15 protein-coding genes are annotated in these 23,501 nt (G+C 43.5%); 3 read left to right on the top strand and 12 right to left on the bottom strand.

The window, feature by feature from the left end; all coding sequences use genetic code 11:
- Positions 1 to 12: 12 nt before the first annotated feature.
- Together B0O44_RS04050 and B0O44_RS04055 are read right to left on the bottom strand one after the other, a co-directional pair.
- The gene (locus B0O44_RS04050) at positions 13 to 1,404 is read right to left on the bottom strand and encodes a RagB/SusD family nutrient uptake outer membrane protein (RefSeq protein ID WP_170123263.1); all 1,392 of its coding nucleotides are present in this window, start codon (positions 1,402 to 1,404) and stop codon (positions 13 to 15) included.
- A 71-nt stretch (positions 1,405 to 1,475) separates the two neighbouring features.
- Positions 1,476 to 4,499: a SusC/RagA family TonB-linked outer membrane protein gene (locus B0O44_RS04055; protein ID WP_170123264.1), complete on the bottom strand. Its 3,024-nt coding sequence runs from the start codon at positions 4,497 to 4,499 to the stop codon at positions 1,476 to 1,478.
- Positions 4,500 to 4,932: 433 nt separating this feature from the next.
- Here B0O44_RS04055 and B0O44_RS04060 point away from each other — a divergent pair, with 433 nt between their 5' ends.
- Positions 4,933 to 5,817 (top strand): sensor histidine kinase, encoded by an 885-nt coding sequence (locus B0O44_RS04060; RefSeq protein ID WP_170123265.1) that lies wholly within the window; start codon positions 4,933 to 4,935, stop codon positions 5,815 to 5,817.
- Positions 5,804 to 6,433 (top strand): response regulator, encoded by a 630-nt coding sequence (locus tag B0O44_RS04065; RefSeq protein WP_110827389.1) that lies wholly within the window; start codon positions 5,804 to 5,806, stop codon positions 6,431 to 6,433. Before B0O44_RS04060 ends, B0O44_RS04065 begins: the two co-directional genes overlap by 14 nt.
- Here B0O44_RS04065 and B0O44_RS04070 read toward each other — a convergent pair.
- From B0O44_RS04070 to B0O44_RS04105, 8 genes are all read right to left on the bottom strand, one after another.
- The gene (locus tag B0O44_RS04070; RefSeq protein ID WP_110827390.1) at positions 6,430 to 8,061 is read right to left on the bottom strand and encodes a TldD/PmbA family protein; all 1,632 of its coding nucleotides are present in this window, start codon (positions 8,059 to 8,061) and stop codon (positions 6,430 to 6,432) included. The genes B0O44_RS04065 and B0O44_RS04070 overlap by 4 nt on opposite strands.
- 20 nt (positions 8,062 to 8,081) lie before the next feature.
- Positions 8,082 to 9,398 (bottom strand): TldD/PmbA family protein, encoded by a 1,317-nt coding sequence (locus B0O44_RS04075; RefSeq protein WP_110827391.1) that lies wholly within the window; start codon positions 9,396 to 9,398, stop codon positions 8,082 to 8,084.
- 2 nt (positions 9,399 to 9,400) lie between these two features.
- Positions 9,401 to 11,038: a TldD/PmbA family protein gene (locus tag B0O44_RS04080; RefSeq protein ID WP_110827392.1), complete on the bottom strand. Its 1,638-nt coding sequence runs from the start codon at positions 11,036 to 11,038 to the stop codon at positions 9,401 to 9,403.
- A gap of 84 nt (positions 11,039 to 11,122) precedes the next feature.
- Positions 11,123 to 12,922 carry a hypothetical protein gene (locus B0O44_RS04085; protein WP_110827393.1) on the bottom strand — a complete coding sequence of 600 codons (1,800 nt, stop codon included), beginning with the start codon at positions 12,920 to 12,922 and terminating at the stop codon, positions 11,123 to 11,125.
- A 2-nt stretch (positions 12,923 to 12,924) separates the two neighbouring features.
- Positions 12,925 to 15,060 (bottom strand): hypothetical protein, encoded by a 2,136-nt coding sequence (locus B0O44_RS04090; protein ID WP_110827394.1) that lies wholly within the window; start codon positions 15,058 to 15,060, stop codon positions 12,925 to 12,927.
- A complete protein-coding gene (locus B0O44_RS04095; RefSeq protein ID WP_110827395.1) occupies positions 15,057 to 16,463 on the bottom strand; it encodes a BatA domain-containing protein in 1,407 nt (468 codons plus the stop codon). Before B0O44_RS04095 ends, B0O44_RS04090 begins: the two co-directional genes overlap by 4 nt.
- A gap of 3 nt (positions 16,464 to 16,466) precedes the next feature.
- Complete coding sequence (locus B0O44_RS04100) at positions 16,467 to 17,354, bottom strand: DUF58 domain-containing protein (RefSeq protein WP_245943575.1); 888 nt, start codon at positions 17,352 to 17,354, stop codon at positions 16,467 to 16,469.
- Entirely contained in the window at positions 17,354 to 18,358 is a 1,005-nt protein-coding gene (locus B0O44_RS04105; RefSeq protein ID WP_110827396.1) for an AAA family ATPase, read from the bottom strand. The genes B0O44_RS04100 and B0O44_RS04105 overlap by 1 nt, the downstream gene beginning before the upstream one ends.
- Before the next feature lie 144 nt (positions 18,359 to 18,502).
- Here B0O44_RS04105 and B0O44_RS04110 point away from each other — a divergent pair, with 144 nt between their 5' ends.
- Complete coding sequence (locus B0O44_RS04110) at positions 18,503 to 19,132, top strand: DUF4159 domain-containing protein (protein WP_110827397.1); 630 nt, start codon at positions 18,503 to 18,505, stop codon at positions 19,130 to 19,132.
- Here the strand turns inward: B0O44_RS04110 and B0O44_RS04115 are convergent.
- Both B0O44_RS04115 and B0O44_RS04120 read right to left on the bottom strand, forming a co-directional pair.
- The gene (locus tag B0O44_RS04115; protein WP_110827398.1) at positions 19,129 to 20,559 is read right to left on the bottom strand and encodes an APC family permease; all 1,431 of its coding nucleotides are present in this window, start codon (positions 20,557 to 20,559) and stop codon (positions 19,129 to 19,131) included. The genes B0O44_RS04110 and B0O44_RS04115 overlap by 4 nt on opposite strands.
- Positions 20,560 to 20,587: 28 nt before the next feature.
- Positions 20,588 to 23,494: a UDP-N-acetylglucosamine--peptide N-acetylglucosaminyltransferase SPINDLY family protein gene (locus B0O44_RS04120; protein WP_110827399.1), complete on the bottom strand. Its 2,907-nt coding sequence runs from the start codon at positions 23,492 to 23,494 to the stop codon at positions 20,588 to 20,590.
- Positions 23,495 to 23,501: the final 7 nt, after the last annotated feature.

The following is a 23,501-nucleotide window of genomic DNA, read 5'->3' on the forward strand; positions in this document are numbered from 1 at the left end:
TTTTATATAAACTTAATAATTAGGGTTCTGTATTAGTCCAAGCGCGACTTCGGAAGTTGGAATTCCAGCTAAAAGCCTATAATCAGAGGCGGAAATAGTACCTATCGCTGTTTTTGCAGGCTTGGTCACGCCATTTGCCCTTCGCTTCAAATCAAACCATCTTTGCCCCTCAAAAAACAATTCTCTTCTTCTTTCTGTCTGAATGTAATTTTTAATTGTTGCATCTGTTGGGATCCCTGTAATTGTTGCATTTCTGTTTGTTCTTAACTGCGTTACGAGCGTTGCTGCATCGGTATATTGTCCCAGTTCGGCCAGTGCTTCAGCTTTCATAAGCAATACATCAGCAAAACGGATTACTTTAAAGTTATCGGCATAAGGGCCAGTTGCACCGGAATATTTATCTGCCCAGTTAAACAAAGGAGGAGTCGGTGAAGTACCTCCATATTTAAACATCATTTTAAAACGATCATCATTTACCTCAAATAAAGCGTATAATTCGTCAGAAACAGTCTGACCCCCAAATGTTTTAAATCCATTATACCCTGTTGGATGGGTATAGGAATATAATGCATCATTAGAGCCAATGACACCCCCGAGCTGGGTATTCGGATTAATTACAACTTCAAAAAATGATTCTGGATTGGGCGTTGTTTTAAATCCTGAAACATAACCACCGGTAGCGATTAAACGCGCAGTTGTATTTGTGGTATTCATGGCATTGTCAAATTGTGTTACTGCCGCAGCCCATTTACCTTCATATAAAAGTGTTCTTCCTAAGAGCGCATAAGCTGCTCCTTTATTCATTCTGAAACGATCCTTTGAAAGTCCCGCTCCAGCTGGAAACAAAGGAATCGCAATATTTAAATCACTTTCAATACTCGCATATACATCAGTTATGGTCCCTCTTGGGATCTGTTCGGCTTCAGGTAAGCCTGCTGTGTATTTCAAACGCAACGGGACACTAAGGTTAAAACCACCGCCTGCTGTTACACTAGTTGGTTCGTATCCATAAACACGGGCCAGATCAAAATAAAGCATAGCCCTTAATGCATAGGCTTCCGCTTTCAGTGTTTTTACCCTTAAAGCAGCATTAGCATCCTTTATATTTGCATCAATTGTATTGATTACGGTGTTGACATCATTAATGGCAGAATAAGCAATTGACCAGATGTCATAATGTGCCCCCCGGACATTGGAATTCTGGCCAACCCAGCGATTATTTGAGACACTCAATTCTGTATAGACATTATCTGCCAGCACATCTCCAAGCATCGTAAAATCACGACCGTAATAACTAAAATCAATGAGCCTGTTGTAAGCAGAATTCATTAGCCCCTCATAGCCCCCAATAGTTGTTAAAGCTACATTAGGAGAAATTGCATTCTGCGGTTCAATTTTAACCATTTTTTCACATGAGCCTAAAAAAAGTCCAAATGAAAGACTATATATTATAAATTTCTTTTTCATATTCTATGTTATAAATCAAAAGTAAGACCAGCGGCAAAAGTCTTCGGATTTGGGTAAGCATTCAGATTGTTACCTGTATTTTCCGGATCTTCTCCACGATAATTGGTTATGGTAGCCAGGTTCAAACCTTGTACAAATACACTTATACCCGGCACACCAATTTTAGATGTCAATGATACAGGCAATTTGTAATTCAGGGTAACTTGCTTTAACCGGATGTAAGAAGCTTTTTGAATATACCTTGAGGACATATTGGCTGGATTAGCACCTCCCGGTTCAAAAAAATTGTCATATGGACGTGGCACTGAGGTGAGCTGTCCAGGTGTCGTCCATCTCTGAAGCTGGCTTTTTACCTGATTGTTAGCACCATCTCCTGAAGCTTCCAAAAGTTGTGCACTTTGTAAATAGGACGAGTTTCCATATTGATACTGAAACAAAACATCCAGAGTCAGACCTTTATAGGAGAATGTATTTCCAAAACCTCCGTATGAAGTAGGGTTATTAAAACCAATAATCCTGTCATCCCCATTTCCTTTATCATTAGCTACCGGATTATAGGTGATGTTATTGTTTTTATCATAGTACATTGGTCTTCCGTCAGCGGGATTTACCCCAGCGTATTTGAATGTCCATAAAGCATCTGAGGGCTGACCAACAATTGTATTTGTACCATTTCTGTCTGCTCCCGAATTAACCTCAACAACTTTATTTTTGGTTAAAGCAATGTTAAAAGTCGTTGACCATCTGAATCCATTGTCCATATCCAGATTCACGGTTGTGATTTCAAAATCCAAGCCTTTTCCATTGAGTTTACCTGCATTTTCGAAAACGGATGAAAAACCTGAGTTACCCGGTAATACCCTGTTCAACAAAAGTTTGCTGGTCCTTTTCTGATAAATATCAATGGAACCATAAACCCTGTTTTTAAAAAAGGCAAAATCCACACCTAAACCCGTCTGCGCAGTTTGCTCCCAGGTCAAAAGTGGATTCCCAATTTGAGATTGTCTGATGGTAGCATCGCCATTATAGGCCCCTGACGAACCTGGTGAACTGTATAATGTCATAGACTGGAAATCATTGATTGGTTGGGTGCCTACAACACCATAACTTGCCCTCAGTTTTAAATCGCTTAACCATTCGGCCGATTTAAGAAAATCTTCGGAAGATAAACGCCATCCGGCAGAAGCACCGCCAAACCATCCAAATTTATAATTGGCGCCAAACCTGGATGATCCGTCATAACGAACATTTCCTGAGAACAGGTATTTTCCTTTGTAATCATATTTTACGCTACCGATTAAACTGGCGATTTTAAAACCTGTGTAAGTTGAAGTGGTCGTTAAAGGCACTGCGGCCTGAGAAATCAACTTAAATAAAGGGCTGGGAAAGCCTTGGGCCGAAGCCCCCAAATTAGTTTGTTCGTTGGACCTGAACTCAAACCCGCCCAGAGCAGAGAAGTTGTGGTCGGTATTGAATGTCTTGGTATAATTGGCTGTAATACTCGTATTGTAATTGATGTTCCTGATGAAACTCTCAGAACCGCTTCCTCCGGTAGACGCATAAGCAGGAATCGAGGATGGCCTGTAGTTATAATTTTTGGCATCTGCAAAATCAAGTCCTGCAAAAGCCCTCAGGCTCAGCTCAGGAAGGACTTTATAATTAAGAGCCAAATTACTTACAGTTTGAAAGCTTTTTGTACTTCTTAATTCCTCCATTAAACTTTGTACAATATTAAGCTGCGCCCCTCTTAAATCGGCGCCACTTCGATAGCTTCCGTCAGGCATATAAACGGTATTATATGGAGGAATATACAATGCTCCTGTAAAAGGAGTATTAATATAAAAACCAGGCGTTGGAGAGTAGCCAGTAGATCTGGCATAAGATAGATTCAAATTACTTTCAATAGAAAATTTTTCTGATACTTTATGCTCAAGATTCGCTCTCACGCCCCCTTTTTTGTAATCAGATTGTTTTGCTACGCCGTCATAATCGTTATAAGTACCAGATATAAAAAATTTGGTTTTTTCATTGCCACCGCTAAACGAAAGGTCATAGGTACTGAAAGGTGCATTCCTGAAAACTTCATTATACCAGTTTACACTTGGTAAATTAACCGGATCAGCAGCCGATCCAAAAGCTGAATTATTTAGATTTGCAATTAGAGAAGCTACCGAAACACCGGTACGAAGCGCCCGGTTAACCGCGGCTTCCCTGCGTAAGGCATAGTATTCATTAGAATTGAGTATCTCGTAAGGGTTCATGTGCTGGTTTATCCCCTTTTGAAAGGATGCCCGGATGGCCGTTCTACCTTCTTTACCACGTTTAGTGGTTACAATCACAACTCCATTGGCTGCCTGCGAACCATAAATGGAAGCAGTAGCCGCATCTTTCAGGACCTGAATGGATTCAATATCTGCAGGGTTAATGGTTCCCAATACATTTTGAGTTGTCGCAGTTGATAAACCACCAGCAGAAATTTGTACCCCATCTACAATATATAAAGGCTGTAAACTGCCATTGATGGTATTTACCCCACGTATGCGCACAGATATACCCGAGCCTGGCTGCCCGCTGTTTGTGGTGACCTGCACACCCGCTGCCCGACCTTGCATAGCCTTGTCAAAAGTTTGTACGGGTAAACTTTCAATAGTTTTCCCGGATATTACAGAAACGGCCCCAGTCAAATCTCTTTGTTTCTGCGTGCTATAACCTGTAACAACAACCTCATTTAGTCCCTCTGAAATAGCGGTCATACTTACATTGATATTTCCCGATCCGATAACCCTGGATTCAGAAACATAACCAACATAAGTAAATTGGAGCGTAGTCGCCTCTGGGGGTACATTTAAAGAGTAGGTACCATTTGCTTTTGTAAAGGTTCCGTTTTCCGTCCCTTTTACCCTTACAGAACCCCCCGGAATGGGCGCACCATCGTCCTTTCCAGTAACTGTTCCAGTAATTGTCCGCTGCTGGGCCATTGCCCCCGTGACAAAAAAGACCAAAACGAATAAACTTCGTATAAGTTTTCTCATAATCATAAAAATTGGTTAGTGAATTAGTTGAAATATCCACTAAAGTAGACCAGCTCCTTATTTATGAATATGCGAAACTCCCCTTTCTAAAATCCTTATACTACCAGCCAACAAAAGGAAAGATATGTCGTACCCACCCCTAACCTGCCCATCTATATAAAATCCCTGCGGGTCTGTATAATTCTCTCTCCTGAATTGTTTTTTTATCAGATATTAAAAAACAATTCCTTGTAAGAACTAAGAAGATCCTGCGTAATTGTAGAATCCTTAACCAAAGCACAAAAACTGCATACCAAAATAAATCCCCCTAAAAGGGGTATAATTTATTCATAATTGAAAAATATATTTAATAGTTAATTAATACATCAAAAAAATGTCCTTAAAACTACTATTTGTTTATTTTTTTTTGCTGTCAATAATCTATTTTCCCTTTATGATAGCACTTAAGCAGCGTTGGGCTTGTGCACAGGAACTGGCCTTTTTATCTGGCATTGTGACGACAAAGTATATAAAAATGATCATGAGCGCAGTTCTTCTGCCGCTGACTTTATTTAAGCACTTTTACTCAAAAACCAGTTTCTTTTTTTTTGTTATGGGCCAGTATATAATATTTCGATATATACTGGCCGGAAAAAACAGCAGAAAAATCAAACTGATCAGAAAGATCAGAAAGCAACAGGAATATAAAGTCAGAAAAGAAACTGCAGAAGACCTGCATGATGGTTTGGGTAATAAACTGATCCGAATACAGCTTCTTACAGACATGTTGCTAACGCGGACTTCCCCGGTAGATCAGGAAAAAATAACACTTATCGAAAAGATAAGAAAAAACACAGATGACCTGTATGCGACCACAAAAGACCTGGTCTGGATGCTGGACCCTGAAAACGATTCATTTGAACAGCTCGGTAACCGCTTAAAAAATTTTGTCGAAGATGCTTTTCGGGGAACAACCGTTCTGGTCAGGACAGTAACCAGCTTAAACATCAATGGGATCAGCTTCCCATTGATGTTCAATAAAAATATCCTCCTGATCTTTCAGGAAGCCATTAGCAATTGTATAAAATACGCAGGGGCAAAAAACGTTTTATTTATAATCAAATCGTATGAAAACGGAACCATTCTTTTCCTGTTAAAAGATAATGGAAAAGGTTTCGATTTGAATTACTCCCAAAAGGGTAATGGCCTGAACAACATGCATGAAAGGGCAAAAAGGATCAATGCCAAATTGAACATATTTTCCAACAGTTCAGGCACCTCGGTTATCCTAAAAATTGAACCCATAAAAAACCAATATAAATACGATGACCAGTACTAAATTCAGAATCGTTATTATTGAAGATGACCATACCCTCAGAGATGGATATGCTTATTTAATTAACAACTCCCCTTCATCCGTAGTTGTGGCCAGTTATTGTTCATTTGACCATGCAAAAAACAACCTGAGCAAAGACCGTCCTGATGTCATTCTACTGGACATACAACTGCCAGGTACAAACGGCATTGATGCACTTCCGGCACTAAAAAAATTGCTGCCAGACACCTACGTGATTGTCCTGACGGTATACGAATCAGAAAAAACAATCCTTCATGCCCTTGCAAACGGCGCAAATGGGTACTTCACAAAAAACAACCCCTTTCCAAAAATTATCGATGCCATACAGGAAGTTACCCAAGGCGGTGGCCCAATGAGCATCAATGTAGCCCGAACAGTCATTATGTCCTTTCAAAGAAACCAAAATTCGCCCTTAACCAAAAGAGAAACAGAGGTACTCATTTTAAGAAGCCAGGGAAAAGACCGCAGCCAAATCGCAGAAGAACTGTTCATTGAAACTGAAACCGTTAAAACACATATTAAAAATATCTACTCCAAACTGAATGTCAATTCCAGGGCAGACTCCATCCGTGTGGCCCGGGAAAACAAATTTATTTAAATTTTTCTGCCCGTATTGATTACATTAACGCCATTAAACCGGCTTGTTGGACATCCGTGAGATACAGCACTTGCCTGGCTTGGCTGCCCCTTACCATCCGAGAAAGTCCCTCCCAAACGATAATCCTTCTGGTCGCAAAGCTGTACACAGGAGTTCCAGAATTCCTGTGTATTGGATTGATAAGCCGCGTCTTTTAATAGACCAACAATTTTACCCTCCTTAATTTCATAAGCAAGCTGGGCACTAAACTGAAAATTATAGCGCTGCTGATCAATGGAATAAGAGTTCCTTCCGAACATGTAAATACCTTTTTCTACGTTTTTGACCATTTCCGCTGCACTCAAAGGCACTTCACCTGGCGCAAGGGAAACATTTGGCATGCGCTGAAAAGGAATACTGTCCCAGCTGTCTGCATAACAACAGCCCTGAGAGGCTTTCAAACCCAGAATATGTGCCTGGTCCCTGATCGTTTGGTAATTAACCAGTATCCCATCTTTAATCAAGTTCCACTGACCACATTTTACCCCCTCGTCATCGTAGCCCACCGCTCCCAGCGAGTCCTGTTGCGTTTTATCAGCAAGAATATTTACTTTTTTGCTCCCAAAATTAAATTTTCCGCTTTGCCATTTATCCAGGGTCAGGAAGCTGGTTCCAGCAAAATTCGCCTCATAACCCAAAACCCTGTCCAGTTCTGTAGGGTGTCCAACAGACTCATGGATGGTTAAAAACAAATGTGAAGGGTCCAGCACCAGGTCATATTTCCCCGGCTCTACCGGTTTCGCCTTCAGCTTTTCTGTAACATGCATGGTAGCTTCTTTAACATCTTCCAGCATATCGTAGCGTTTTTTGTATAGGGTCACCGGGCCACCTTTAATTTTCTCTGTTTCTTTGGGCTGCAAATATTCAAATCCCATACCCATAGGGGCACTAAGGGCATTCCTGGTTTCGAACTTTCCGGCCTCTATTTTTGTAACTGTAAAGGTTGGCCAGATCCGGTGTATGTCCTGATCAATATAAGAACCTTCTGTAGAAGCAAAATACTTCTGCTCATTGACCATAAAAAGATTCGAGTTGACAAATTTTGCCCCACCCTTAAGGGCTTGCTGGTTGACATCGAGCAACAGGTCTATTTTTTCTTTTACGGGAACTTCAAATGCATTGATTTCTATGGGTGTTTTCCAGCTTACTTCACCAAAACCTTTCTGAGGTGCCAGTTGAACCGGTTCAGTTAGCAACCTGGAATTGCCCCTGGCAATGGCCACTGCCATTTCAGCCGCTTTGGCAATGCTGTCATTGTCCAGATGATTGGTCGCAGCAAAACCCCAGGAGCCATTGGCAATAACCCTTATGCCCAGTCCGTAAGATTCTGTATTTGCAATATTCTGTACCTGGTGTTCCCGGGTGGCAATCACCTGGTTCAAATACCTCCCAATCCTCACATCTGCATAACTGGCCCCTTTGGACCTGGCTGCATTCAAGGCAACATCGGCCATTTTTTTCTTCAGCTGTACCTCTACAGGTCTTAGCGATTCTTCTATAGAAATGGCTTTACCAACAAGCGGAATGCTCTGGGCAACAGAAACGCCCAGACCCACTCCGCTCAGGTATAAAAAATCTCTTCTTCTCAAAATAAAGGGATTAAGTCAAATTAAACTGCGTCAGATAAAGAGGTAAAGGTAAAGTCCCTGATTTTCATCGGAGGGATCATTCCACTTCCTGTTCTTACTGGCTTGCCCAGTGCCTCCACATTGTTCAGCATGATCACCGGACTTTCATTAAACCTGAAATTCTTTACCGGGAATTTGATTTCACCATTTTCTATATAAAATGTACCATCCCTGGTGAGTCCGGTAAGCAACAGGGTTTGCGGATCCACAAAACGGATATACCAGAAACGGGTTACCAAAATCCCTTTTTCTGTGCTTTTAATCAGATCTTCCAGAGATTGGTTACCGCCTTCCAAAACAATACTTGAATTAAAAGGAAGCGGCTGAACACCTTTTTGGGAAGCCCAGTACCTGGAATAACTTAAATTTTTAATTACACCCTTTTCTACCCATTGCGTTCTTTTTACCGGTATGCCATCACCGCTCCAGGTCGCAGAAGGCACATCTGCATTGGTCGGATCGGAATATATGTTTACATTTTCTGAGAACAGTTGCTCACCCAAACGGGTACCTCCGCCTTTTTTACTCATAAAACTGCGGCCTTCATCTGCACTTCTGGCATCAAAGCCCCTGAACATATTGCCCAGCATATCACTTGCGGCCAAAGGCTCCAGAATAACGGTATATTTTCCAGGTTCAATGGCCTTGGCACCAGCAGAGCCATTGGCTTTACTTGCCGCAATTTTACTCAGGGCCAGGGTATCCATTTTATCGAGGTCATTAAAATCCTGTTCAATATAACCGGATCCGGTTCCCTGCTGGTTCCTTACGGTTACCGAAAAGGATACATTAGTCCCTTTATTGTAAGCAAACAGACCTTTTGAGTTCATGATGGACCTGAACCTGGTCGAGTTTTCCAGAAAGCCTGCAGCTTCCAGGCTTGCAGATTTTGATACACTTAAACTCTTGGCCACCATTTCCGCCCGGGTATCGGGTGTAATGGCTGCAGTTTTCTCATTGTAAGTTTTAGATTCCTGGTAAGTCTGGGGTTCCAGTGGTGGCATGTACTCCGGATTTTCAGGGGCCAGCATGGCCAGTTCTTCAGATCTTTTGACCACCTTTTGCAGGGAAGCATCATCAAATTCATTGATGGTGGCTGTGCCTGTTTTTTTTCCAAAAGTGGAACTAACGGCCAGATCCATGGTACTGATCTGTCCTGCAGTTGATACTGCGTTCCTGGCGTAACGGATATTACCGCCATCTGATCCGCTTAAGCTGATCTCACAGGCATCTGCTTTAGAATAGCTGAGTACCTTTTTTAATATTGCCTGGGCTTCTTCTTTACTTAATATGGCCATAATTAAATCTTTCTTGCTGTATTAATAACATTAACTCCATTGAACCGGGTAGTGGCACTGCCATGCGAAACGGCGCTGCTTTGCGAAGGCTGTCCTTTACCATCGTTAAAAGATCCGCCCAGACGGTAATCACTCTGATCACAAATGGCTGAACAGGAATTCCAGAATTCCTGGGTATTGGACTGATAAGCGACATCATTGAGCATTCCTGCAATTTTTCCGTTTTTAATTTCATAAAAAGTCTGTCCGCCAAACTGGAAATTATAACGTTGCTGATCAATAGAAAAACTGCCGTTACCAATAATATAAATTCCCTTTTCTACATTTTTAATCATATCATCCACACTCAATTTGTCCTTACCGGCCTGCAGGGAAATGTTCGGCATGCGCTGGAACTGTACATCGTCCCAACCCTGTGCGTAACAGCAGCCCTGTGATTCTTCCAGACCAATGATGTGTGCCTGGTCACGGATGGCCTGATAGTTGACCAAAACACCATCTTTAATGATGTCCCATTTTTTACACTTTACCCCTTCATCATCATAACCCACAGCACCTAAAGAACCTACCTGCGTTTTATCGGCAATCACATTTACTTTATCGCTTCCAAATTTAAATTTCTTGGAACGCCATTTGTCCAGGGTCAGAAAACTTGTTCCTGCATAATTGGCCTCATAGCCCAATACCCTGTCCAGTTCGGTTGGGTGCCCTACAGATTCATGAATGGTTAACCACAAATGCGAAGGGTCCAGTACCAAATCATATTTTCCTGGTTCCACGGATTTGGCTTTGACTTTTTCTGTCGCATCCAGAGCGGCTGCTTTGGCATCTTCCAGCATATCATAACGACCTTTATATCTGGTTACAACCCCAGTCACTTTATCTTCGGGACGTGCATGCATATACTCATAGCCCATACCCATTGGAGAGCTCAGGGACGACCGGGTCTGGAACTTTCCGGAAGCACGGTCTATACGGGTTACGTTAAAAGACGGATAAATACGATGTACATCCTGATCAATATAAGAACCATCGGTAGAAGCAAAAAACTTTTGTTCATTGACGGCAAAAATCACGGAATTTACAAAGCTGGCCCCATTTTGCATCGCAATGTCATTGACCTGTAGCAGCAGGTCAACTTTTTCTTTAACGGGAACTTCAAAAGCATTGATTTCCAAAGGTGTTTTCCAGCTCACCTCACCGTAGCCTTTCTGTTTGGCCAGTTGTACAGGTTCACCCTGTATCTTGGAATTCGCTTTTGCAACAGCTACAGCCTGCTCTGCGGCTTTAGCAATGTCTTCTTTGCTGACCTTATTGGTTGCAGCAAATCCCCAGCAGCCATTGGCCAATACCCTCACGCCAACGCCATAAGATTCGGTATTTGCCACACCCTGTACACGCTTTTCACGCGTAGCGACAAACTGGTTCAGGTAACGGCCAATGCGGATGTCTGCATAAGTGGCACCTTTTGCTTTTGCCGCATTAAGTGCTACATCGGCCAGTTCTTTTTTAATTTTTGCATCCACGCCTCCTTCCAATGCCTGCAAGGGGTCTATGGGGTTTCCGAAAGCAGAGAGGTCAGGTAGCAATAATGCCCCCATACCCATTCCGGATAAGTAGAGAAAGTCTTTTCTTTTCAAGTTGCTTGTTTTGGTAAGGTTTACAATAACCCAATTTAGTTATTCTCCCCGCAGAACCTGCAAATTTTTTATAACAATTTAGTTTCAATTAAATTTTGATCCCGGCAGACGGGATTCATACCATAGAAAACCGGCAGCGCAGAGAAAAGCACCAAAAAACCACCATAAAGAAAGCACCCGCTGTCGGGGAATTACAGTTTGCGAAAAAACCTTTCCTCCAGACCGCTCTTTGGCAAAGCGGGCAGTACTTTCCAGGCGCCGCTGGCTCTTTACATTTTCCCAGGCCCCATTTGGATACACGTAAAAAGATAGAATAGCTCCATCAATGCTCATATTTGTCCAGCCCCGGTGTAGCGGCCAGAAAACCACATCCCATTGAAAGGGCAACCAACTGCTCTGGCGCGGAGAAAGCCTGCTGTCTTCGAGTTTGATTTCCGGCTGTCTGCTTGTTTCTTCTATTTCAGTGCTTAACCTGGTCTGTTCACCTGCAACAGGAAAATCAGGCCATACTTTCCACTGATGTACCGACGCTCCTTTTCTAACAGATTTTTCGAGTAATTCCGACCAAAAAGTTCCATAATCAGCCGTCTGACCAGACAAAAACCAATGGTAACTTGATGGAAGTACAGAAAGCAATACATTTCCCCTTCCATACATACTCCTTAAAGCCAATACACGGCCTTTATCATCTGAGGCAATGATTTCCTGCTCAGTGCCGGCTTTTAGGAAAAGCGACTGTTCCACCGTTAAGCGGCCCAATGTCTTCGCTGCCGTGGAAAGCTCTACTTTCAACAATTTATCTGCAGCAACAGGGCTTTCATACAAATTAAAATTCCCCGCAAAACCAGACATTTTTTTTGCGCTGGTCCTGCGGATCAGCAAACCCATCCCTGCCGCCGTTTCTTTTTCAACAGCCGCATATTCTTCCCTGCTCAGCCCCTCAAGCTCCTGCTCGTCCAGGATCAGCAGGTCTGTTTTTTTAAACAGCGCCCGGTCGAGCCGCCCGGCCTGACTTTTTTCCTGGTTTAAAAAATCTGTACTGTATTTATCCTTACTGATCCGGCTTCTGTACAAAACCGGATATTTATTTTTGTACAACCAGTTTTTCAAAAATTTATCTTCAAAATCCGGGGAAGAAGACAACATCACAACCTTTGGCGGAAGGGACGCCTTCACCTGAAAGGGCAGATCTTCCCTGCTGATGGTATCTTTTCCTTCCAGGGCCAGCAGCTTAAATACCTGCAATCCTTCCGTTACCGGCCGGTAACGGAAGGTAAAAGCGACATCCGTCAGTGCTTTTACCTGTATCGAATCTTGTTTTTGCCCCAGTCCTTCCAACAGCAGCTTAACCGCTCTTTTACCTGTATTCCGATATAGCCCCTGAACCAATAAATTTTCCGGAGATTTTAAAACAGCATTCCAGTTGCAGGAAATCAAACCGGAAGGGCCGGCTGCAGGATGAAATTCCAGATTCGTTTCTCCCCAGTCCTCCAATTGTTCTGTTTTTAAACCATAACCATATACTTTGATCTTGCTGAGCTCAGGATGTGTATTCAAAAAATAAGGCAAATCAGCAATGAAACGAACATTTTTACTTTTAAATGTATTCAAAAGCACCGGATCTGTCGTGTAAAGTTCCCCCTTTAAAACAGAAACCGTGTCTGGAGCAAGTCCAGGCGTGAGTAGCGTGATTTCATTTTTATTTTCTTTTACTAAGCTCGTATAAGAAAAAGGAACGATCATAAAAAGCAGGGAAAAACAGGCCACCACGCTAGCAAGCAATCGCCAGAGCAAACGGGATTTGTCCTTTCTTAAAAATTCTTTTAGCACCAGCAAAACAACCAGCAAGGCGCAAAGAAAATATATGAGGTATCTGATTTCCATGCTTAGCGCTCCATTTCTTTAAGGTGATTAAAATAACGCTCATACAAAGCCGATGCAGGGGCCTTTTGCTGTTCTTTCGGTTTAGCCGGCTGTACAGGCATTATTTTTTGAACAGCCCTTTCCACTTCAGAAAACGATGCATCGGGTAACATTTTCCCAGAAGAAATTTGTTTTAATTTTTGGAGCGCAGAAAGAAAAGTTGCCGGATGATCGGCAGCCGCCAAAATCATTTCCCTTTCCAGTTGCTGAAGGACAAGCTGGTCAGAAGTGGTTAAATTCACCCTGGCCCGTCTGTTTTCCAGTAAAAGCAGCGCTTTCTTTAGCAGCAGTTCTTTTTCTTCATTTGGTTTAAAAACACTTTTCTGAACAGGCTGCGCGATTTTATCCAGTTCGCCGCTCAAGCGTTTGTCTTCTTTCAGCTGCGCAATTTTAACTGTTGTTTTAGCCACATAAGCCCTGGATTTTTGCTGAAGGTCTTTCAGCAAACGTAAGGCCTTGTACTCATAAGGCAGGGCCTCCACCGTTTTATATGTTCTTAAACGAAGTTCAGAATTCCACATTTCTGTCAATACATTTTTCAGTTGTGCTTTCAGCTGGGGTTCAAAAAAACTGGCATCTTCTGCATTATCATGCTGGTGGCTGTAACGTTCCATAATTTCCTTAACGTCCCCGAATTTCGCTTCTTCACTCCCCGCTTTCTCCTGGTGATGATGCTCCTCTCCTTCTTCATGTTCGTGGTCGCCAATGTCGTTTTCAGATTCTTCCCCTAAAAACTTGCCGTAGCGCAGGCGCAATAATTTTTGGTCCATTCCAAGCGCATTGCTCCGGTCTTTAAAAGCCTGATCGCTCAGACTGCCCTTTTCTTTTAAGAGTTTCTCTGTATCAATAATGATCTGCCGCTGGCTCCGGAAATATTCAGGAACAAGGCTTACACTGCTGGTCATTCCAGAGAGGCTCATCAGTTCGGTCGTATCGACCATAGAGACATAATACACATCCGAACTGCTGTTCTGACCATGATTGTCAAGTGCCTTTACAAAAAAATACAGTTCATCACCAGGCTTCATTCCTAATGCTTTCAAGTCTATACTTTTCTCCAGATTCAACTGTCTCTGATCTTTAAAGCTGGTCTTAAAAAGGAGCTTTTTTTCTGTAAAACTCACGCCTTCACCTTTACCGCTGGCCAGGGTAGCCGCAATAAAAGCAGTTCTGATCCCATAATCATCACTTAATGAAACCCGCAGGTCCACAACTGGTGGCTGTCCGTAATCAATAACACTGTGCTGACCCGGATGGTTAATTTTAATTTGCACCGGAAGGTCTGGTATCAGTTCAATCTGGTAAAGATCAGACTTTTGACCATCTACTTCCACCTGGTAAAAACCGGGTTTCATTAAGCTGCGTTTAGCCTTCCATATACCTGTTTTACCCGCTTTTCTCAATTCCAATACTTGCTGATCATTAAACAACAGCCTGATGCTCCTTGCTGGTGTATTGCTTTCCATTTCCCACTCCACCAGGGCTTCTGATTCGACCCTTAAGGCAAATTGCTGCTGCGTCCTTTGAGCTTTGCCCGTATAAGATGGCGGATGGATCCGGATCTGAAAAGAAGCAATACCTTTTGGAATGCGTTCTTTGATTTTTGCCGGCAGCGCCATGCGTCCCGGGCCCTGAGAAGAGTCTTTACCCTGCAAAGGCTTCAGCCAGCCCCAGAATAAACAGAACAACAGACCCAACAGCGGAAACAACATGGTTTTCCACAATCTTTTAAAAGGAACGACCGAATGAGGCAGTTTTCCTTCGATTTTCTGTTGCTGGAATTTTTCCAGCACAGATAAACTTTCAGTTGATTGACATAATAAACTGCTGCTTTCTTCCAATTCCGGATAAGACCGGTCCAGAAAACCGGAAAGCGACTGAGTGCTAACTTTCCAGAAAGGCATGCAATAGGCCAAAACTGCAAAAGCAATAAGAAAAACAGGAAGGGCCAGCCATAAAACGCCATGCAGAACATCCATAAAAACAACCGTAATCACCATGGCTGCACCTGCACTGATCATCAACACCTTCAGAAAGACAAAGAGCATCCATTTCTGACGGATATTTTCCATCCATATTTTACCACTGCTTCCCCTCATCCTTTTGCTGCTTTTAAAGACAAAATTCTTTCCAGGACAAAAACAGAAAAAGCCAGGCCCCAAAACACCAGGTTTAATGGTTCTTTCCAACCCCTTCTTTGTTCAATACCATACTGATTTCCCGGAAGGGAAAGCGGCAAGGCCTCAGGTTGTACCCGCTGATCGTCAGGATGTTGTTCAAAACCTGTGCTACGGGCCTGATCATCTGCCGCAAAAAGCAGGGGCATTAAGGCTTTCAGAAATTCTTCTCTCCAGACCAAATCTGTCCATTGGGGGTTAAATCGACTATAAAAACGGTAATGTTGCAAAGCCTGGTCCTCGTCCAGGCTTAGTAAGGGCTGTCCAAAACCATCTGTCCATACCGTCCTACCTTTAACTACTACCGGACTAATCCGTTTATGCAGCAACACTGCGTCCTGGTTTCCTCGTTCGTCCGGATTCAAATGAATGCTGGATTGCAGGGCAAGCGTCTGGCCCTGTTCATAACTCAACAACACCGCCCCTTTTTTCCAGGCTTTTCTTAAAGCCTGGTCTGGCTCCCGGTCTGAAAGCCAAAAGACCAAATCAGGCTTTAACAAACTGAAATTCTTCTCATTATACCCATCAACCTGAATTTTAAGACCACTATACTCCCCAATTGATTTTAAGGCCGCTTTAAGGTAATGCTGATCTGCCTGATTTGCTGTTCCCTGGATCAAGACGAGCATGCGGGCTGTACCCTCTCCCTGATCCAATACTTTGTAACTGGTAGAGGAAGGCCCGGAACTGGCCAGGTAAGTCTTACCTGCAAAAGAAGTTTTCCAACTGCTGAGGCTATCTTTCTTTTCTATAGTATTCCACTGAAGCTTTAAAGCCAGTTCAGGCAATGACCCGGACAGCTTGCTCAATTGCCGGTCGGCATACAATTGCAAGGGAAAACCGGCAGGCAATTGCTCATTCAATTCACGCAGCAGGGAAAAATAGTTTAATTTATTGATTTTCAAAGGTGCTTCCAGCACCAAGGTATCTTTAAGCTTTAATTGCGGGAATCCCGGAGCAAATTCACGCACCTGGTAGCCACTGCTCAACAGCGAGTCGATTTCCTTAGTCTTCTGATGATAAATGAGTTTCAGATTTTCTTTCCGGACCAGGACCCAACCTTTTGGTCCATCCTTTTCCATTTTTTTATCCAGATAAGGACCGGCCAGGATCAAACCTAAGAAAATCAGCAACAGGCAGCGCAGCAGCAACAACAACCAGTCCCTCAACCTGAAGCTTCTGGACCGCTGATCCGAACCTTCACCAAGTAAAGCAATACTGCCAATTTTCAGCCTCCGGCCAGGTTTTATATTCCATAAATGAATCAGCAGCGGAACAGCAATTCCGGCAAGCGCAAACAGACCTATGGGATACAAAAATTGCACAGCTTATATTTTAAGTTTATTCCTTTGGTTCAAAAAATCCCTCAGGGCTTCATCTAATGGCATATCGGTACGCATCATCCGGTAAAAAATACCCTTATCCAGTAATTTTGTTCGGGTATCTGATAAAAAAGCCTGAAGTTTTTGCTGATAGGTATTTTTCACCTGCTGCTGATCAATCTGTATGGATTTTCCACTTTCCAGATCTTCAAAGGTGCTGTAGCCCTTAAAGTCCAGCTCCAGTTCGTTTGCAGACATCAGATGAAAAACGATCACTTCATGCCTGAGCGTATTCAGGGTGTCCAGCAAGTTAAAAATTTCGTCCCCTTGCTGATACATATCTGTCATCAAAACAAGCAATTCTCTTTTACCACTACCGGCATACAATTCTTTATAGTGTACAGGACGGGTAAAATGACCCGAGGCCTGGATTTGTTCGATCTGGTAAAACAATCTGGACAAATGCTGAAAGTCCTGTTTGGGCGCCAGCGAAAAAACACCCCCTTCTTTAAAGACGTACAAACCAATGGCATCTCCCTGTCGGTTGCCCAGGTAGGCCAGTGAGGCCGCCAGATAACGGGCATAGTCCATTTTGGTAAAATCTCCGTCCTGGTGTTGCATAGAAGCACTGGCATCCAGTAAAAAACGAATGGAAATATTGGTTTCCACTTCAGATTCCCTGATGTAATAGCGGTCTGAACGGGCAAACATTTTCCAGTCCAGTGAACGCAGGTCATCACCGGGCTGATAACTCCTGTACTGGCTGAACTCCAATCCCGAGCCTTTTATGGTGCTCTTATTGATTCCGCTCATAAAACCATCAATGGTCATTTTTGCCGAAAGGGAAAGCTCCTTTATCGCCATCATCACTTTAGGATCCAGCAATTTGCTCATTAAATACTGATTTTAGGCCTCGATACTACTTTTAGTAATTCGGCAGTGACCTGATCTGTCGTCAACTGCTCTGCATCTGCTTTAAAGTTCAGCAATATCCGGTGCCGCAGTACCGGATAGGCCATGGTGTGCAGGTCTTCCATTAATACCGCATAACGGCCATGATACAAAGCCCTTGCCTTTGCTGTCAAAATTAAAGCCTGCCCTGCCCTTGGGCCAGCGCCCCAGCGCACCCACTCTTTCACATAAGCGACCGTGCTGGTATCAGGCCTTGTGGCCCGGATCAATTCGGCCACATAGGCCACTAAATCTTCACTGATGCTGACTTCTCTTGTTAAGGTTTGTAACTGCCTGATCTCAGCAGCACCAATCACTGGCAATACCTGTTCTTTTTTACTGCCGGTTGTACTGCTTAATATACGGGTTTCTTCAGCCGCACTTGGATAGCCAATTTTAACGTACAATAGAAAACGGTCCAGCTGCGCTTCAGGCAGCGGATAAGTTCCGGCTTGTTCTATAGGGTTCTGCGTAGCCAGTATAAAAAAAGGACGGTCCAGCGGATAAGTCTGTCCGCCATAGGTCACTTCAAACTCCTGCATGGCTTCCAGCAGTGCAGATTGTGTTTTGGGCGGTGTCCTGTTGATCTCATCGGCCAGAATGATGTGCGCGAAAATCGGTCCTTTATTGAATTTAAAAAACCGTTTTCCTGTCGTATGATCTTCCTCCAGGATCTCTGTACCCACGATATCGGTCGGCATCAGGTCCGGGGTAAATTGTATCCTGCGAAAAGAAAGGTCCAGTGCTTGTGACATGGTCCTGACCATAAGTGTTTTTGCCAAACCAGGCACCCCTTCCAACAAACAATGCCCACCGGCCATCAGGGCAACCAGTATTTCTTCAATAATGACATCCTGCCCAACAATGACCTTTTGGATTTCGCTTTTTAATAAGGATAATTTATGAATTAAAGATTTTAGATCTGTTTCTGAAATTTCGATGGCCATATTTTATTACACTGAACGATTCTGTTTCAAGATAAGGGATATCACCTGAAATTTCAGGCCCTGAACACAGAATATCAAAAAAATTACAACATCTGCGCTTAAAAAAATAGATAGTCCTGAAAATTGAAGCTATTTTAGAGCCACATGCAACGATCTAAATTTACTTTTGCAAGGATAAAATACAATTCAGGAGACTGGGATACCGATCAACGCATGCCATCCAACCTGCTCAATTCCTTACTGGAGTACACGACCATTCCATTGGACCCGGAAGAAAAAACGGTTGAACTGAGCAGCAATGATATTTTTAAGTACCCGTTTTGTTATCTGAGCGGTCATAAGCTGGTCCAATTTAACCAGCAGGAAGCCGCTAATTTTAAAAAGTACGTGCAAAACGGCGGATTTGTTTTCGTAGATGATTGTAACCACGATATTGATGGCTTATTTGCCCGTTCCTTTGAAAAACAAATGGCCAGCCTTTTTGGCCCTCAGGCCCTGCGTAAAATTCCTAACAACCACCAGATTTACCATTCCTTTTTCAAATTTGAAAAAGGCCCCCCGACCACTTCTTTTGAATTAAATGGCTGGGGGGACGATCTGGTACACGATTACCTGAAAGCCATTCTGGTCAATGACCGTATTGGTGTACTGTACAGCAATAAAGATTATGGCTGCGAATGGGATTATGATTTCAGGAACAAACGCTTTCTGGCAGAAGACAACACCAAATTTGGGGTAAATATTATTCTGTACGCCATGGGCATTAACAACTAACGCTTTGCAGGTTCCTTGCGCTGAGAAAGGTAAAACATTGGAATGCCCAGAAGCACCAGGACCAGCCCCCATCCGCAGGTACTCGTTTTATAATACAACAAAGCGATACTCAATACCGTGGCAGCCAGTATATACAAGGCTGGAATCACAGGATAACCAAAAGCCTTATAAGGCCTTTCTGCTTCCGGGTACTTTTTCCTGAGGATAAAAATACCAGCTATAGTTAGGATGTAAAAAATCAGTACCACAAAAATCACATAGTCCAGCAAATCGCCATAGCGTCCGGTTAAACACAAAGCAGAAGCCCAGATACATTGAGCCCATAAACCCCAGCCAGGCACCTCATACTTATTGAGTTTTGCAGCAGGTGAAAAAAACAAACCATCTTTTGCCATGGTATAATATACCCTGGCCCCCGATAAAATCAATCCGTTATTACAGCCAAAAGTGGAAATCATAATCATGACCGCTATAATAATCGTACCTGCTGCACCAAAAATATATTGCGAGGCGGCAACAGCGACGCGGTCGGCAGGTGCAAAAGCAATTTCCTTCATGGACAATACAGCTGTATACATTACATTGGCCGATACATAAATCAGGGTCACGATCATCGTCCCCAACAAAAGGCTCAAGCCAATATTCTTTTTGGGGTTCCGGATTTCACCTGCAATGAAGGTCACATTATTCCAGGCATCACTGGAAAATAAAGAACCCACCATGGCCGATATCACACCCGCAAAAAGTGTCGCCCCACCAATACTCACCAAACTTTGGCTGCCCACATCCCATTTTACAGCCCTGAAGGCATCCGTCCAATTGCTGTCCCAGGTGCCTTGGCGGAAAGCAAAAAACAGGCCCATCAGGATCAATCCAAACAGGGAAAGTATTTTAATCATGGTCAGCAGGGTTTGAATAATTTTACCATTTTTTACCCCCCGGCTGTTGATCCAGGTCAGTAAGACAATGGTCACGATGGCCACCAACTGGGCGGCATTGATTTTAAAATTCCCAAGGGTATACAAAACATTCTGATCCCCTAAAGGCTCATACAAATAAGCCGCAAATTTTGCAAAGGCCACGCCCACAGCGGCAATTGTACCCGTTTGGATGACCATGAAAAAAGACCAGCCATATAAAAAAGCAATCAGTTTATTGTAAGATTCTTTCAGGTAAATGTATTGCCCCCCGGCCTTGGGATACATTGCGGACAGTTCACCATAGCTCAATGCGGCCATTAAAGTAATCACACCTGTCAATAACCAGATCACAATCAGCCAACCAGCACTGCCCACATTCCGGGTGATATCTGCACTGACAATAAAAATCCCTGAGCCAATCATAGAGCCCACGACCAGCATAGTGGCGTCTAAGAGCCCAAGCTCACGTTTCATTTCCTGGTTTTCTTCCTGTTTTTCAATTGACATTATCGCGCTATTTTTTTTGAAAATTGTTTTAATTCTGAACCAGATCAGCCGGTCCCGGCTGTATCTTTAAAGCATTGATTTTTGTTTTAAGTGCAGCTGCTTTTTCCTGCTGCCCTGCAGACTGATAATTTTGAAGTAATTTATGATAGGCTTTAAACAGGTATGGATTTGCCTCCAAAGCGCTTTCATACTGTAATGCCGCATCTGCCGGCGCAGTAGCTTCCAGCACTAAACCACTCGTGTAGGCATAATCTGCCCGGTAAAATGCATCTCCTTTTTGCGGAAGGCTTTTCATCAGCGCCGAAGCCTCCTGGTGATGTCCGCTTGCGGATAACAAACGGGCATAACGCAGTTTGTCGGCTTCCCTAACCTGTGCTTTTCCGCTTAAAAAAGGCCCAAGATAAGCCGAAGCACTATCCGGTTGTTTCAATGCATGATAAAATTCCGCGATGCGAAGGTTATAGTCTGGTCTGGCATTACCCGATGCGGCCAGGATCCGCTGGGCCTGTTTTAGTGTCCTGATGGCCTCTTCATATTTTTGATTGGCCGCCAGTGCATCGGCATACAGGTTCCTGTATTCAAAATTCTGTGGCTTTTGCTCGACCAGGTGCTGCAGGACTTTTACCGGTTCAGCATAGCCAAGGGCCGACTGCTGGGCTGCCGCGAAAGCAAGCGCATCGTCTCTTCTGTCCCGGAGGTACGTAGAAACAACTGCCCCGGTTTTACCATATTGTTCAGCTGCCGAAATGGCCTCCGCAATCAATCCGTTTTTACGGTACATTTCCCTTAACTGTATGTTGATCCGTGCCAGTTCCTGATAATCATCTTCCAGCCCAAAAGCCTTTTTAAGCTGGCTGGCCTGTTGTTCCACAGCGGTTTTCTGATCAATTTCTCCTGCAGTAAACCTCGCAGCAGCCAGATCTGCAAATGCAGCATACAAAGGCGCGTAAGAAGCATTGATGGCAAGCCCTTTTTTAAGCCATCCTTCTGCAGCACTGAAGTCTTTTTTGTCTATGCTCAGCTGGGACATGGTCAGGTAAGCAGGAAGATATTTTGCATCATAGTTTAATGCAGTATCGACATAAGCGGCAGCCTGTCGCGGGTTTTTCTGTCTGAATTTATTGCTCAAGTTCAAATAGACTTCCGACCAGTTGCTAGCCATTGCTTTTTGATCGCCAGCAAGATAAGCCCTTTCTTTTTTCACCAGCTGGTCAATGAACTGATACATTTCAGGGTCTTTGGTTTTCAGATCAGCTGTGGTGTTCATGGATTTAAAATCCAGCGGGTGCACTTTTACCGGTTCAAAATAAGCCGGATAAGTTTGTGCAAAATACTCACTCTCATTGTTTTGAGAATAGTAATCCAGGGTCCTTTGCTCTTTCATTGCTTTGTAATACAAAGACCTGATTTTTCTGTTTTCTGCATCCGTGAGCACTCTTCCGTGAAAAAGGTGTACATATTCATGTAGGATTACATTCCTTTCCATATAAGCACCCCGCTCCACATATTCAATAGCTGCCGCGCCGCTGCCTACGCCCCGGATGTCCATCCACTGCCTGTTGTCAAAAGTAGTCATGTACCGGAAAGAAGGTGCGTTCATGGTAATGGCCAGATCATTGTGCAATGGAGGGATCCTAAAGGCATTGTCTTGTTTGGACAAGAAAGGAAAATACACGACTGCAGCATACAGCTGGTTCCAGGCCATGGCTTTCACCATATTGCCAGGATAATAATTCACATCTGGAAAAACCTTACTAAAGTTCTCCATATCTTTAATTTGGGTATGGTTCAGCTTATTGGTAATGGAATCATATACAGACAGGTATGGGATCCGTTTGGACTTGATCACTGCCGACAGACCGTTGTGCGCCGGACCATAGTGCTTTTTACGCAGCAAAATAGAACGAAAAATCTTTTCGGCCGAATCCAGACGGCTTTTGCGGTCCATATCAAAAGCGATATAATAAATGGATGCCCTGTGCATGCCCGGAAGCACTGAAGCCGGATACTGTTTTTCAATTGTCCGTGTATACTCAATAGCGGCCTGTACCTGATTTGCCCTGACCAGTTCATCTGCTTTGGACAAGGCTTTTCTGACCTGTTCATCGTCTTTTTCGGCATAATCAGCATAGGTCAAATTGGTATGCCCGTTCCCCCAGTGCCAGTTCGTTTGAAAATGCAAAGGATTGACTGCCAAAGCCAGCTCCCATTGTGCAGCCATGGCATTCAGCTGCCTGGCATCTACTCTTCTCCAAATGGCATATCCGTAACTAAAGCGCGCATCCGGATTAAAAGGATCAATCTCCAACGACTTTTTTAAAGGTGCTTCCGCCAGTTCAGGATGCTGGTCCCAAAAATAAACATCTGCTTCCAGCAGGTAAGCACCGGCACTTTGAGGATTACTTTTCAGGAGTGCTTTGGCAATGGACAGGGCATTTTTATAATCTTTTTGCAAGAGCCTTGCCCTGCCCAGCATCAGCTGTAATTTTTCTGAAGGCTTTTTTTGCAAGGCCTTTTCACAAATCATTGCAGCTTTTGGTAAACGCCAGGCCTGGATTTCCAGAAAAGCTTTTAACAACACGGCTTTTTCCAGGTCCGGTTTTGTTTTCAGCACGCCAGCAGCCAGGAATTCTGCTTTTTTAAAATCATTGTTCAAAATGGCATAATCTGCCCAAAGCAAGTCCCGGGCAAATGAAGGAAGCCTGTTTGCCCCCATCTCATCCAGGGCTTCCTTCCATAAGCCAAGTTGCAGCATCCGTTCCAAAACGGCTGCCTGGTCCTTTCCAGGAGTTTTAAGTTCCTGCTTTAACTTTTCCCTTGCCACCGTCAGTTGCGCTGTTGCAAGTTTGGTATCGTCCGGATTGATGTTTTGTGCGCTGGTCCTTGCCGTACCCAACAACAACAGAACAGCCAGGGTGTAAGTAAATGCTTTCATCTTTGTT

The sequence above is a fragment of the Pedobacter nutrimenti genome (assembly GCF_003208655.1).
GTDB lineage: Bacteria > Bacteroidota > Bacteroidia > Sphingobacteriales > Sphingobacteriaceae > Pedobacter > Pedobacter nutrimenti.

What these genes read in the sequence shown, in the direction of transcription:
- B0O44_RS04050 (WP_170123263.1), bottom strand. Translation starts at nt 1,404, where the DNA reads ATGGTTAAAATTGAACCGCAGAATGCAATTTCTCCTAATGTAGCTTTA.
- B0O44_RS04115 (WP_110827398.1), bottom strand. Translation starts at nt 20,559, where the DNA reads ATGTCAATTGAAAAACAGGAAGAAAACCAGGAAATGAAACGTGAGCTT.
- B0O44_RS04065 (WP_110827389.1), top strand. Translation starts at nt 5,804, where the DNA reads ATGACCAGTACTAAATTCAGAATCGTTATTATTGAAGATGACCATACC.
- B0O44_RS04105 (WP_110827396.1), bottom strand. Translation starts at nt 18,358, where the DNA reads ATGGCCATCGAAATTTCAGAAACAGATCTAAAATCTTTAATTCATAAA.
- B0O44_RS04055 (WP_170123264.1), bottom strand. Translation starts at nt 4,499, where the DNA reads ATGAGAAAACTTATACGAAGTTTATTCGTTTTGGTCTTTTTTGTCACG.
- B0O44_RS04120 (WP_110827399.1), bottom strand. Translation starts at nt 23,494, where the DNA reads ATGAAAGCATTTACTTACACCCTGGCTGTTCTGTTGTTGTTGGGTACG.
- B0O44_RS04060 (WP_170123265.1), top strand. Translation starts at nt 4,933, where the DNA reads ATGATAGCACTTAAGCAGCGTTGGGCTTGTGCACAGGAACTGGCCTTT.
- B0O44_RS04090 (WP_110827394.1), bottom strand. Translation starts at nt 15,060, where the DNA reads ATGAGGGGAAGCAGTGGTAAAATATGGATGGAAAATATCCGTCAGAAA.
- B0O44_RS04075 (WP_110827391.1), bottom strand. Translation starts at nt 9,398, where the DNA reads ATGGCCATATTAAGTAAAGAAGAAGCCCAGGCAATATTAAAAAAGGTA.
- B0O44_RS04110 (WP_110827397.1), top strand. Translation starts at nt 18,503, where the DNA reads ATGCAACGATCTAAATTTACTTTTGCAAGGATAAAATACAATTCAGGA.
- B0O44_RS04100 (WP_245943575.1), bottom strand. Translation starts at nt 17,354, where the DNA reads ATGAGCAAATTGCTGGATCCTAAAGTGATGATGGCGATAAAGGAGCTT.
- B0O44_RS04085 (WP_110827393.1), bottom strand. Translation starts at nt 12,922, where the DNA reads ATGGAAATCAGATACCTCATATATTTTCTTTGCGCCTTGCTGGTTGTT.